This is a genomic window from Bacteroidales bacterium, assembly GCA_013141385.1.
Lineage (GTDB): Bacteria > Bacteroidota > Bacteroidia > Bacteroidales > Tenuifilaceae > UBA8529.
Window position 1 is genome coordinate 34,612 of sequence record JABFRB010000008.1, and the last position, 13,479, is coordinate 48,090.

The 13,479-nt window shown below is 34.2% G+C and carries 12 protein-coding genes and 1 tRNA gene; 6 read left to right on the top strand and 7 right to left on the bottom strand.

What is annotated here, in order from left to right; genetic code table 11:
* Positions 1 to 86: 86 nt before the first annotated feature.
* From HOO91_04945 to HOO91_04960, 4 genes are all read left to right on the top strand, one after another.
* The gene (locus HOO91_04945) at positions 87 to 1,838 is read left to right on the top strand and encodes a dipeptidase (GenBank protein NOU16888.1); all 1,752 of its coding nucleotides are present in this window, start codon (positions 87 to 89) and stop codon (positions 1,836 to 1,838) included.
* Positions 1,839 to 2,038: 200 nt separating this feature from the next.
* A complete protein-coding gene (gene rplS, locus HOO91_04950) occupies positions 2,039 to 2,401 on the top strand; it encodes a 50S ribosomal protein L19 (protein NOU16889.1) in 363 nt (120 codons plus the stop codon).
* A gap of 91 nt (positions 2,402 to 2,492) precedes the next feature.
* Positions 2,493 to 2,566: transfer RNA gene (locus HOO91_04955), tRNA-Arg, on the top strand.
* A gap of 98 nt (positions 2,567 to 2,664) precedes the next feature.
* Complete coding sequence (locus HOO91_04960) at positions 2,665 to 3,252, top strand: peptidylprolyl isomerase (GenBank protein ID NOU16890.1); 588 nt, start codon at positions 2,665 to 2,667, stop codon at positions 3,250 to 3,252.
* A gap of 8 nt (positions 3,253 to 3,260) precedes the next feature.
* Here HOO91_04960 and HOO91_04965 read toward each other — a convergent pair whose 3' ends face one another.
* The 3 genes from HOO91_04965 to HOO91_04975 form a co-directional block, all read right to left on the bottom strand.
* The gene (locus HOO91_04965) at positions 3,261 to 3,872 is read right to left on the bottom strand and encodes a TetR/AcrR family transcriptional regulator (GenBank protein NOU16891.1); all 612 of its coding nucleotides are present in this window, start codon (positions 3,870 to 3,872) and stop codon (positions 3,261 to 3,263) included.
* A gap of 107 nt (positions 3,873 to 3,979) precedes the next feature.
* Positions 3,980 to 5,347: a HAMP domain-containing histidine kinase gene (locus tag HOO91_04970; protein NOU16892.1), complete on the bottom strand. Its 1,368-nt coding sequence runs from the start codon at positions 5,345 to 5,347 to the stop codon at positions 3,980 to 3,982.
* A gap of 107 nt (positions 5,348 to 5,454) precedes the next feature.
* A complete protein-coding gene (locus tag HOO91_04975) occupies positions 5,455 to 6,834 on the bottom strand; it encodes a sigma-54-dependent Fis family transcriptional regulator (protein NOU16893.1) in 1,380 nt (459 codons plus the stop codon).
* A 252-nt stretch (positions 6,835 to 7,086) separates the two neighbouring features.
* On the opposite strand from HOO91_04975, the gene HOO91_04980 reads away from it, so the two are divergent.
* Both HOO91_04980 and HOO91_04985 read left to right on the top strand, forming a co-directional pair.
* Complete coding sequence (locus HOO91_04980) at positions 7,087 to 7,566, top strand: PaaI family thioesterase (protein NOU16894.1); 480 nt, start codon at positions 7,087 to 7,089, stop codon at positions 7,564 to 7,566.
* Between the two features lie 507 nt (positions 7,567 to 8,073).
* Positions 8,074 to 10,713 (top strand): carbohydrate binding family 9 domain-containing protein, encoded by a 2,640-nt coding sequence (locus HOO91_04985; protein ID NOU16895.1) that lies wholly within the window; start codon positions 8,074 to 8,076, stop codon positions 10,711 to 10,713.
* A 194-nt stretch (positions 10,714 to 10,907) separates the two neighbouring features.
* Here HOO91_04985 and HOO91_04990 read toward each other — a convergent pair whose 3' ends face one another.
* The 4 genes from HOO91_04990 to HOO91_05005 form a co-directional block, all read right to left on the bottom strand.
* The gene (locus tag HOO91_04990) at positions 10,908 to 11,255 is read right to left on the bottom strand and encodes a DUF86 domain-containing protein (protein NOU16896.1); all 348 of its coding nucleotides are present in this window, start codon (positions 11,253 to 11,255) and stop codon (positions 10,908 to 10,910) included.
* Positions 11,245 to 11,538 (bottom strand): nucleotidyltransferase, encoded by a 294-nt coding sequence (locus HOO91_04995; GenBank protein NOU16897.1) that lies wholly within the window; start codon positions 11,536 to 11,538, stop codon positions 11,245 to 11,247. Before HOO91_04995 ends, HOO91_04990 begins: the two co-directional genes overlap by 11 nt.
* A 234-nt stretch (positions 11,539 to 11,772) precedes the next feature.
* Entirely contained in the window at positions 11,773 to 12,519 is a 747-nt protein-coding gene (locus tag HOO91_05000; protein ID NOU16898.1) for a hypothetical protein, read from the bottom strand.
* Positions 12,520 to 12,718: 199 nt separating this feature from the next.
* The gene (locus tag HOO91_05005; protein ID NOU16899.1) at positions 12,719 to 13,456 is read right to left on the bottom strand and encodes a hypothetical protein; all 738 of its coding nucleotides are present in this window, start codon (positions 13,454 to 13,456) and stop codon (positions 12,719 to 12,721) included.
* Positions 13,457 to 13,479: the final 23 nt, after the last annotated feature.

Below are 13,479 nucleotides of genomic sequence, written 5' to 3' on the forward strand. Positions count from 1 at the left end.
AAATGAACAAAATACAATTAGTACCAAATATCAACCAAAACATATTTTTATATTTTTGTCATCACTGAAAATTAAATAATCAATTTATGAGAAAACCACTTCTTTTTAGAATTTTAGCATTATCAATAGCTCTTGTTACACTAAATTCTACAAGTAATGCTTGTACTAACTATTTAGTAACAAAAGGTGCATCCGTTGACGGATCAACCTTTCTAACCTACGCAGCCGATTCACACGTTCTATTTGGAGAACTTTATTTTCGACCTGCGAAAGATTATCCCGCTGGAGCTTTAGTGAAAATCAAAGAGTGGGATACCGGAAAAATTCTAGGTGAAATACCTCAGGTTAGCCATACATACTCAGTTGTTGGAAATATGAATGAATATCAGGTTTCGATTGGAGAAACAACATTCGGTGGCCGTGAGGAACTTATAGATTCAACTGCTCTTGTAGATTACGGAACCTTAATTTATACTGCCTTGCAAAGAGCTAAAACAGCTCGTGAAGCAATTAAGGTAATGGCTGAACTCGTAGCAACTTACGGTTACTATAGCAGTGGGGAATCATTTTCAGTAGTAGACCCAAATGAAGCATGGATTTTTGAGATGATTAGCAAAGGAATAGATATGCAGGTTGATAAAAAAACAAAAAAATCATACAATGCTAATAAAGGTGCTGTTTGGGTAGCTGTTAGAATACCCGACGGATGTGTTTCGGGCCATGCAAACCATCCTCGCATTACAACCTTCCCACAAGAGAATCTAAAGAATTCAATTAGTTCAAAAAATCTTGATAAAATCTTTATTCCAGAGGTTGAATTTGTTTACGTATATGATGTAATTGATTTTGCTCGAAAGAAAAAATATTTCAATGGTAAAAATGAAGAATTCAGTTTTTCAGACACCTACGCTCCACTAGATTTTGGTGGTGCACGTTTCTGCGAAGCAAGGGTTTGGTCGTTCTTTAAAGAGGTTAACAAATCGATGTGGGAGTATTTTGACTATGCAAAAGGTATTAATCTAACCAAAAGAATGCCCCTTTATATTAAGCCTGATCGAAAAATCTCTGTTCATGACATGATGAATTTTATGCGTGATCATCTTGAAGGTACAGAACTCGACATGAGTAAAGATCCTGGTGCTGGCCCTCATAGCCTCCCTTATCGTTGGCGTCCAATGACTTGGAAGTACGAAGGTAAAAACTATATACATGAACGTACAACTGCTACTCAACAAACTGGTTTCTCTTTTGTATCTCAAATGCGTAACTGGTTACCAAATCCCATTGGAGGTATTCATTGGTTTGGCGTAGATGATGCTGCATCAACCGTTTATTTCCCAGCATATTGTGGCATAATCTCAGTTCCTGAAGCCTATGCTGAAGGTAAGGGTGATATGCTCACCTATTGCAACGATTGTGCATTCTGGACTTTTAATAAAGTTACAAACTTTGCTTATTTACGATATGATTTGATGCATGCAGAGGTAGTTAAGGTACAGACTGAACTTGAAACTCGTTTCATTTCAAACACTCAACTTATTGATAGTACTGCCAAAGAACTTTACCAAACTGAACCAAAGAAAGCCATTCAATATTTAACGGATTACTCTGCTAACATGGGCAACTATGTTGTTAACCGTTGGGAGAAACTTTTTCAGTTCCTTTTAATTAAATTTATGGATGGAAACGTAAAGCAAGAAGAGAATGGAATATTTAAATACAATGAATATAATCTTTGCCCTGCTGATGTTGGACATCCAGGTATGCCAGATGCATGGAAGAAGATCATTATTGATGCCACTGGTGATAAACTATTGGTGCCAGAAATAAAAAAATAGAAAACATAAAATATTTATTCCTAAGAGGTTGTAGAGAATACTTTACAACCTTTTTACTTAATAGATTTTTTTATAGAATAGTGCTGTGGTATTCATTTTTTTTCATACTTTTGCGACCTAATTTCGTGCGCATTCCCTAACATGGACATAGGAGCCTGTAATATTGCGTATAAGTGGATCAAACAATAAAACAAAAAACGATGGACTTAATTAAAGTTGCCGAAAGTTCTTTTGCAGAAGCAATCAAAGAACACCCAGATTTCAAAAGTGGTGATACTATCACTGTTCACTATAAGATTATTGAGGGTAGCAAGGAGAGAATCCAGAACTACAGAGGTGTAGTTATTCAACGTAAAGGTAGTGGTGCAACTGAAACATTTACAGTTCGCAAAGTATCTGGCGGTATCGGTGTTGAAAGGATTTTTCCTGTAAACTCACCATTTATCGATAAAATTGAGATTAATAAAAAGGGTAAAGTACGTCGTGCTAGAATTTACTACCTACGCGACCTAACTGGTAAGAAAGCTCGTATTAAAGAGAAAAAACAAAAGGTTGAAGCCTAGATATAACATAAAATCCTCCGAAAAATCGGGGGATTTTTTTATTTAATACTTGACAAATTCAAAAAGATGTCTACCTTTGCACCCGCATTAAGGCTCCGTAGCATAACTGAATAGTGCATCTGACTACGGATCAGAAGGTTGGGGGTTTGAATCCCTCCGGAGTCACAGGAAAGGTCAATCCAAAAGGTTGACCTTTTTCTTTTTTAAATTTGAAGCCTAATAAGATATCTTTACAATCTCTTATCTTTTCAAAGTTATCTTTTATGAAAAAAATAATAATTATTGTGTTTGCAATTATTGCTTCAATTAAAGTAATTGGTCAAAATCCAATTGTTCAAATCTCAACTGAACTTGGTGACATTGATGTTGAAGTATATCTTAATAAAGCACCCATCACTGCAACAAACTTTCTTGCATACGTTGATGCTGATAAGTATAATAATCAGGCTTGTTTTTACAGAGTAGTTCGTCTAGACAATCAACCTGATAAAGTCTTTAAAATTGAAGTGATTCAGGGTGGATTCCAAGAAGATTCTATAATTGAAAAGAATCAATATACTCCAATTAAACATGAAACAACCAAAGAAACAGGGATACTGCATAAGGATGGAGTGATTTCGATGGCCAGAATGGAGCCAGGATCGGCATCATCGGAATTCTTTATATGTATTGGAGATCAACCCGAGTTAGATTATAATGGCAAAAGAAATCCTGATGGACAAGGCTTTGCTGCATTTGGTAAAATAATCAGAGGAATGGAGGTTGTACGTAAAATCCAACTCCTAAAGGATAATGACCAATACCTTATGAATCCTGTAAAAATAGTAAGCGTTAAAAGGATTAGGCAATAATCCCCTAGCTATAACTTAATTGTAACAATTAGCATTTCGTAAACTGCCTTCTTCCTATTCAGTAAGAATTTTAAAGTTTCCTTATCACTGAAATTATTTCTGTCGGCAATAAGCGGTTTTATCGAAAAGGGAAATATTATAAGTGCTAACATGCTAATATAGAATTGTTCAGAATCAATGGATTTTATTCTACCCATTTCGGCTTCACGTTTCAACTGTGCAACAAAATGCTCTGAATTATACAAATTCATTATTACACGCATTTTGGTTATTTTATCGTTGTTTCTGTGGATAATAGATAGTACAAAAGACACTAATAATGGATCTTCAATAAGTAAATCGATGTATTTATACACATAATCTCTTATCTTGACCTCAATTGGTTTATCGGAATCGAGAATTTGGCGAAGAATTATCGCTTTATCCTCTATTAGCATTTCAAATATTGTCTCTAAAAGCTTTTCTTTACTGCGAAAATAGTAATTCATCAATGAGAGGTTAATGCCTGCTTTTGTTGCAATCTCCCTAACTCCAACTCTATCAACCCCCTTAACAAGAAATAGCTCTTTGGCCGTTTCAATTAACTTATCACGTGTTGAATTTCCTATTGATGCATCCATAATTATATTTTTCTATAACAATGCAAAAATATTAATAATTAACTTTAAATCTCCCAATTTAAAACAATCGTTTATTCTATAATATTAAAAAAAAGCAGATAATATCTCTAAATGGGAAACCTAACGCTAAATGAAGTTTTTAAACCCTGAATCGATTTTACACCAATTGTACCGCCCAATAAATGAATCAAATGTTGTGAAAGGCTAAGACCTATACCAGAACCATCCTTTTTTGTTGAAAAGAATGGAATAAAGACTTTTTCAAGATTCTCGGAAGAAATTCCCTTACCATTATCTGTAATTACAATGGCTATACTATTCTCAACAAGCAAAGAGTCTATGGTAATCTCAGGTTTAAAGGTATTATCTAAAGCCTCTATAGAATTCTTTATCATGTTAATTAAAACCTGCTCCAACATTACCCTATCAACTAGAATGGTCTCGATATCTGGGGAGATATAAACTGAAAGTTTAATTCCCTTTTCATCAATCTCAGCTCGATAGAGGGAAATTATATTTCTAAGTAGATTTTCAACCTGAACTGCTTCGATTTTGGGTTCTGGTAACCGGGTTAAACTTCGGAAATCGTTTACAAATCGCATAAGAGCTCTACTCCTAATCTCAATTGCTTCGTATCCAAGAATCAAATCCTCGGCATCCTGTTTACTAATATCATTTAGCTCCTTTACATTTCCCGATTCATCCTTTAGATTCTCATTCATCGATTCGCTGAGAGATAGAATTGGAGTAACGGAGTTCATAATCTCATGAGTTAAAATTCTTATCAACTTCTTATGTGAATCTAACTCATGTTCTTGTAGGGTAGAATGAAGATTATGTAATGCAACCAATTTGTATCTACTGTCGAGCAATCTTATTTCATTACAAGAAATTGAGTACTTAAAGAATTCACCATCCTTAAATACAGAGATCAGTTTCTCTTCGCCAGTTTTAAGCAATTCAATCTCATTGCTGAGATTTTTATCAATTCTATTCAGAGATGATATATGGACAATTTCATTAAGTCCACATAGCTTTTTTATCGACTTATTCGATAAACTAACCTTTCCATCGGCATCAAAGCAAATAATACCATAATTCAGTTGATTAACTATTAAATTAAGAAACTGGTAGTGCATCTCCTTTTCGATTCTTATATCTCGATACGATTGCACCAGCTGGGTTAAAATTCTGGCTTGACCACGGAAAACTTTTCCCTCTTCAACAGGGTTAAACTTAAGGCTGAAATCACGCTCTTTAAGCGATTCAAGCATTTGATTTATTTGACGATGACCTTTTTCTATAAAATGAATAAGCTCTATGATTAATGCTATAACCAGAAGCAAAAGTTCACCAACAGTAAAATAGTAATAAGGTCTAGTTATAAAATAGATAATTAAAACTATTACCGTGGTAATTAGCAACAATCTTAATATAATCTTTAATCGAAACGACTTATACCGATTCGCTTTCATATATATCGTTTTAGTTCACTCCGTTCCTAAAACGATAATGAAAGTCGATCGGCATAATATCAAATTTCTTAGATCGATCTTTTCTCATGTGTAAAAACAATTTTATATTAAATACCATATTTTGTCATTTTACGATAAAGTGTAGTTCTTCCCATTCCTAACTCCAGCGCAGCAGTACTGATATTCCCATTATTTACTTTTAATGCCTTAATGATTGTCTGCTTTTCGACCTCATCGATATGGAGGCTAGTATCTCTCTGCTGAAGCATTGATGGGTTTTGATGAGCGAAGAGGATTGAATCGGGTTCAATCGTAGTTCCATCGGTCATTATAACTGCACGTTCAATAGAATGTGCTAATTCCCTAACATTCCCAGGCCAACTATATGTATGTATAAGGCGTTGAACTGCCTTTGATAGTTTTATGTTCCGTTTACCATATTTTCTACCATAAATATCGAGGTAATGATTTGTAAGAAGAAGAATATCATCTCCCCTTTCCCTCAGTGGAGGTATTGTTATCTCAATAGTATTTATTCTATAGTAAAGATCCTGTCTAAACTTTCCCTCATTAATCAGCTGGTTAATTGAGGCATTTGTGGCGGATACTAAACGTATATCAATATTTTTACTTGCCACTGAACCTAATCGTGAAACTTGTTTTGTTTGAAGAACTCCAAGCAGTTTTGCTTGTAATGTTAACGGGATATTTGCAATCTCGTCAAGGAAAAGTGTACCTCCTGTTGCCATCTCAAACCGACCGGGTCTATTCTCACGAGCATCGGTGTAAGCCCCTTTAACGCAACCAAAAAGTTCGCTTTCGAAGAGCGTATCGGGTATTGCTCCCATATCAACAGAAACGAATAACTGTGATGCTCTATTTGAAATCCGATGAATTGCCCTTGCAACTAGCTCCTTTCCTGTACCATTTTCACCGAGAATTAACACATTGGCATCAGTTTTGGCAACCTTTTCAATGGCAGACATTACCTTCTTCATAGGTTCTGAATCCCCTATAATATTTATGTAAGGTGTATCGATATCATTTGCCAAAACCTTTCTACTTTGTCTAAGATCTGCCGATTCTCTTTTACTTTTGGAGAGATTATAGGCAGATAAAACCGTTGCCAGTAACTTTTTATTCTCCCATGGTTTAAGTACAAAATCAGTAGCACCTTGTTTCATCGCTTCTACGGCAATATTTACATCACCATATGCCGTAATCATAACTACAGAAATTGTAGGGTCAATTGAAATTATCTTATTAAGAAAATCCAGCCCCTCCCTTCCACTTGTGGAGCCAGGTGTAAAATTCATATCCAATAGGACTACATCGTAATTACCAGAGGTAATCTCTTTAATTGCATCATCACTTGGGGAAACGTAAAGTTTAATCTCCTCAAGATGCTTTGAAAGTGCTATCCTAAGCGATAAAAGGATTTCCTGATTATCATCAATTGCAAGAATTCGACCTGTTCTAGTTTCCATAATTTAAATATAGACTATCCAATAAAATAGAATCAGCCTGACTCTCATATTAATCCAGCCCTAATCATCCTTCACAAAGGTATCAAAATTGCAAGAATGTTCTGAAATGAAACACTTTTAAATTTGATAAATTTGGCTATTATATTAACCACATTGCTGTTAGATGATGCTTTAATGGATTTATTCTTTCACTTGATAAATTAAAATTATTTACATCACATTATTATTCCCATTTTTGTAAAAATATTTACAATGAAAAAGATTAATAATCCATTTACAAATATTGATGGCTACAATTGTTTTGGCTGTTCTCCCCATAATCATCTAGGATTAAAACTTGAATTTTGGTTAAATGAGGAAGATAATTCTATTGAATCCAAATGGAATCCGGATAATTGCTTAGAAGGTTTTAAAGACGTTGTACATGGTGGCGTACAAGCAGCTGTAATGGATGAGATTGCCAGTTGGGTAATTTTTGCTCAACTTGGAACGGTAGGAGTAACTTCAAAAATGGAGGTACGCTATCTAAAACCTGCTAATATGAGTTATGGTACTTTTACAGTTAAAGCAAAACTTATAAGTAGAGAAGTTCCTTATGCCAAAATTAGTGTACAGATATTGGATGGTATGAATGAACCTTGCACGGAGGCAGATATTCATTTCTTTGTTTATCCCGAAACATTTGCGGTAAAAAAGTTTAACTACCCAGGAATTAAAACGTTTATTGAATAAGTTAAAATTATCAATGTAATACTATTTTATAGAGAAGAACATATAAACCTCAAGGGTACAACACTGAGTTTTTGAAACAATATGTTTAGTTAATTTGTCAAATTTTGTATCACTTACAAACTGCCTTGTTCGAATCCGAACAAGATCTATACGGAACTGAACAATAAAACTTCCCATATATTATTAATAATTAGCTGATAGTCTTTTCACTATTGGGGATGGCACATAATGTGATTGCTCTTTACTCAATAGGATAAACGGCTATTATTTTTAAAATAATTGATTAATTGTGATTTACTCTTTCAGAATGAATAACTTATTTTCTTATTCCAATGCAACAAAATATAAAAATAAATGTCTCTTGTGAGAATGTGGTGGAAAGAAACTTTCTGAAGACAAGTTTATTAACAAAGTAGCTAGTGGAAAACTACTTCTGTTATTGTAGCTTTTGAAAGTATAGATGGTATTATTAATAAATAATGGGATCTTTTAAAATTTAAATTAAAGATGAAGGCAAAGCAACTTATAATCGTATTAGTAATTCTAATGGCTAGTAGCAGAACTAGCATTGCTAAGATTACTTATGAAAAAAGGTCATACGAGACTAAACTTATAGGGACTGAGGCGCCAATGATTGATGGAATACTCAATGATGCTATATGGCAAAAAGGAGTGTGGCAGGGTGGATTTATTCAACGCGAACCTCATGCGGGTAAAGATCCATCACAAAAAACGGAATTTCAGATAATCTATGATCATGATTTTTTATATGTAGGAATTAAGGCTTTTGATAATTCTCCCGATAGCGTATCCTACAGAATTTCACGTCGTGATGATACTGATGGTGATGCAGTAGGTTTAGCTATTGATTCATACCATGATCAAAAAACAGCATTTGGTTTTTGGGTAAATGCCGCTGGTGTAAAAAAAGATTTTATTCTCGCCGATGATGGTAATAATCAGGATTTGAACTGGGATCCTATTTGGTGGGTTAAAACTGCAAAAACGAATGATGGGTGGAGCGCAGAGATGAAAATTCCTTTGAACCAGCTTCGGTTTGCCACCTTGAATGATTTAACTTGGGGGTTGCAAGTTGGTAGGTTCTTTTTCCGCAAGCAAGAATCATCGTATTGGCAGTTTATACCTAAGGATGCATCGGGTTGGGTAAGCGAATTTGGAGAGATAAATGGGTTACGATCTCTCACGCCTCGCCGTCAGGTTGAATTTGCTCCCTACATAGTTACAAAAACTGAAAGGTTTAAAAATGAGGTGGGAAATCCTTTTATGACAGGTAAAAGGAATGGATTAAATGCTGGTATTGATGCAAAGGTAGGGATAACGAATAATTTCACCCTCGATTTAACCATTAATCCTGATTTTGGTCAAGTAGAGGCCGATCCATCGGTAGTTAATCTCTCTGCTTTTGAAACCTATTTCCCCGAGAAAAGACCATTCTTTGTTGCAGGTAGTAATCTTTTTAGCTTTAACCTAGTGGCTGGAGATGGTGATCAAGCAGCAGAAAATCTTTTCTATTCAAGGAGAATTGGAAGATCTCCACAGATATCACCTGATTTAGCAAAGAAAGAGTTTATAGATATTCCATCGAATACAGCAATTCTTGGAGCAGCAAAGATAAGCGGCAGAAATAACAATGGTTTATCAGTTGGCATAATGGAGAGTTTAACCTCGAATAGCTACGCGAAAATCGATAGCCTTGGGAAAAGGCGGCGTCAACTTGTTGAACCTTTAACCAACTATTTTGTAGGTACTCTGAAGAAAGAGTTTAATAAAGGAAACACCATAATTAATAGCATTATTACCTCAACAAATCGTCAGCTAACCGATGCATCCAAGGATTACCTACACAAAGATGCATTCACTGGGGGTATTGATTTTCAGCAGTACTGGAAAAACCGTGTCTACTTCTTTAGCACTAAACTTTACTTTAGCAATGTTAATGGTACAAAGGAAGCTATTGCTGCAACTCAAACGGCTCCTGCACGGTATTTCCAACGCCCAGATGTAAGATATGTTAGGGTTGATTCATCCAGAACCTCTTTAACGGGAACTGGAGGGCTGATTCAGTTTGGGAAATTCGGCGAAGGACATGTTCGCTATATGACGTTTGTATCGTGGAAATCGCCGGAACTTGAGGTAAATGATATTGGCTACTCACAAAATGTTGATGATATTTTTCAGGTTGCTTGGGTTGGATTGCGCTACTGGGAACCGGTATTTATTTTCCGAAATATCAATATCAACTTTAACCAGTGGACTGGATGGGATTTTGGAGGAATTTCGGCTTACAAAGGTGGAAACGTAAACTTTAACCTTCAATTTACTAACTACTGGAGCTTTGGTACTGGAGTTAACCGTAACGGGATGAGCTTATCGAGCAGCTCATTACGCGGAGGGCCAATGCTTAAAAGGGAAGGTAATTGGAACAATTGGTATAACATTGAGTCCGATCAACGAAAAGCATTAACTATCTCGATTGGTGGTTCAAACAATTGGGGCGATAATAATTCAAATATTTACCATAGCTACTTTGGTTCAATAAGCTACAGGCCATCAAAGAATCTCTCCATTTCAATTGCACCTGAAATCTCCAAAAGCAATTCCAAAATACAGTATGTTACAAATACCAATTGGAATGGAGATCCAAGATATATTAATGCTTCAATTAGCGAAAAATCATACGACCTTTCATTTAGGCTTGAATATAGTATTAACCCCGAACTCACAGTACAATATTGGGGCAGGCCATACTTAACAAGCGGCAGGTATACTGACTACAAAATGATAACCAACCCAAGGGCAAAGAAATTTACCGATAGATTTTATGTTTACCAACCATCGCAGCTTACCTATAATGCTACAGATAATGAGTACCACGTTGATGAGAACAATGATGGAACAAACGATTACACGTTTCCTAAAATGGACTTTAACTTCCTCGATTTTCAATCGAATATGATAGTTCGTTGGGAATATCGCCCTGGCTCTACCCTATTCTTTGTTTGGACAATGGGCAAGCAGGATTACTACGATTCTTATAGCACCTCAACAGGAAGCGATATCAATAATTTATTCGATACACATCCACATAGTATTTTCCTTGTAAAGTTTTCGTATAGGTTTAATTAAATTTTAGTTGTTAGTTAATAAAAAGTTCAAGATTCAATGGGGTTAGCATTGAATTTTGAACCTTTTTTATTTATGATGCTTGGCGCAGTTCCTATGCTAGCGGGAAATTGATTTCAAACGGAAAAAATTGTAGAATCTCTGGCAAAGCCTGAAAGAATAAATTCATCTTAGGTACAGTTTAAACTGAAATGGGTTTATTCTATTGTGTCAAGAATGTTTTTTATTTTTTCCTTCAAGTCAGGTAGGTCGTTCTTTATTATTTCCCAAACAAGGGTAGAGTCAACACCGAAATATTCATGAACAAAAACGTTTCTCATGCCAATTATCTGCGACCATTCAATTGAAGTAAATTTAGATTTTGTTTCGTTGGATACGTGGTTGCTTGCTTCCCCAATGATTTCCATCTGTTTGATACAAGCAAATCGCATCATGGAGTTTTCCATGAAGTCTGAGAATTCTTTATTTAAAAGATATGATTCTATTTCAAGAATTGCATCAAAGATGTGTTGCAATCTAACCCTATCGCCCAATTTACCTCGCATAAATTAGCTGTTTTTCGCTTTCAACCATAGGTTTAATGTATTGGGAAAGGCCATTTGATGAAACAAGATCTACTTTAGAATTCAAAAGTTTCTCAAGGTCAATTTTCATTTGAATAAACTGCAATCCTATTCTTTGAGAATAATCCAGATCAACAAGAATATCAATATCGCTATGGGAGTCGGCCTCATTTCGCGCGTATGAGCCAAATAGGTATGCCCTCAAAACAGGTCTTGTCTCGAAGTATTTTTTGATAGTCTCAATCCTATTGGCATCTAATTGCATAGAGCAAATATACAAAAAATTCTCAGAGCACATTGTTCAAAGCAATTACCGTTACAACCAATGCCTACTGTTTAAATATTGGTATTGCTCTTAATCTTTAATTTGTATTTTTAAACACTACACGTTCCAAATCCAAAGATAGCAGGGTAAACATTGTAGAATCTCAGGCAAAGCCTGAAAGGATAAATTTAACTTATGCGCCACTTAAACTGGATGGGGGAAGTTCTACGCTTTTTATTTATCGTACAAATAATCTATCAATCCAGCTTCTTTTATCAATGCCTTTAATCTTTTATCCTTTGTCCAAATCTTTTGACCAGGTCTAACATAAACAAGAAAAGCTAAATCATACCAATCATTTTTCTTTATTTTCATACTCGTTGTTTCAAGTTTGAAAAAGTAATAATCCAAGGTTTTTTCAAACAATTCAACTGTAGTCCAATCAAAGTTTTCAGGTAAATCTTCATTTGTAATAGATTTGACTATAAAAGAAATAAAATCTCTAGAAATTTTCGTATTTCTTGTCTTTTTAAGAATTGATTTATCTTTAAAACAATCCTTAAAATCAGCAATTAGTTTTGTAAAATATTCTGATCCCTTTAATAATCTATCCTTCCGAAATGCAATATAATCCCTAAGCTTTTGTTTATCATCTTGCGTTAATTGTTTGTTGCTTGCAATTGATTTTGTAAAATCTAGGATATTAAAATCATTTGCGATTATATCATAATTATAATCTGGAATAGATTCAACTAATAAACGAAAAAAAGGAGGTTCATAAATCACATTTTGATTTACAATCATTTTTTGAATTGATAATCTAACATTTTCGATAAGTTTATCATCTAACAATTTATCAGATCTCGACAATTCATCTATTGAAAGATATGTCGACCAAAGTTTACAATTTTTGTATTCTTTTGGCTTTATCAATCCACTCCCAAGATCATACCAAATATTTGTATCACAAATTACATCCATAACAGAGATTTTTTAAAATATTGTCCAACATTTCCGCATGAGGTATTTGGGAGTTAATCGTCTACATTGTCATCCCACTTTATAATTTTCATATCGTTACAAAACAAATCAAATTAATCATCCATACAATAATGACTTAACCAACACTTTAGTCGTTAGAGCATTATTTTACTTCTTTAAAATTTCGAAAAAACTATTTTCACAACTTAGAAGTTGTCATGATATATTTCAAGTATCTAGGATCAATACATTCAAATTCATACATAGACAAGCCTGATGCAAGAATTTCCTCATTGTTTATGTCAACTATTTTTTCATTCCAATACCCAAAAAGTTTTTCAGGGTTTGGAAGATTTGAGAATAAAAATTCAGGAATAAAGTAAACAAATCCAAACTTATTTCCTGATTTGACTTGAACTTCAATAATGCCATCTTCTGAATTTGATATTAAACTTATAACTTTCGCATAATCGCCAATGTCATAGTGGTTAATTTTACCCTCATAAAGGATTGAAGATCTTTTTAACTTAGAAAATTCTTGAGAAAATAATCGGCCAGAATTAATATTGTCACGTTCAATTACAATATTTTCCTTATGATAATTTGATGCACTAAAAGACCAATTAAATGATCCCGTAATAGAAGTAACTAGATCAATTGTGCAGAATTTATTATGCATTATTGATTTGTTATCATTCTGATATAAAAACAAACGACCACCATAACTTCTAAATTCGTCAAATTGGTTTTTACTTTTTTCAAATCTATCATCTCCATTAATCACTAGTTCAACGGATATACCTTCTTTAAGTCTACCTATAAGTGCTTCAATAATTTTGTAATCCGTAATCCAAGCAACCGCTGCAAGAATAATGAATTCAGCTTTGTTTATTTCTTTTATAAGTACTTCATTAATATTTTCAAAAACAGGCTCCATAAGCATTTGTGTATTAATAAAAA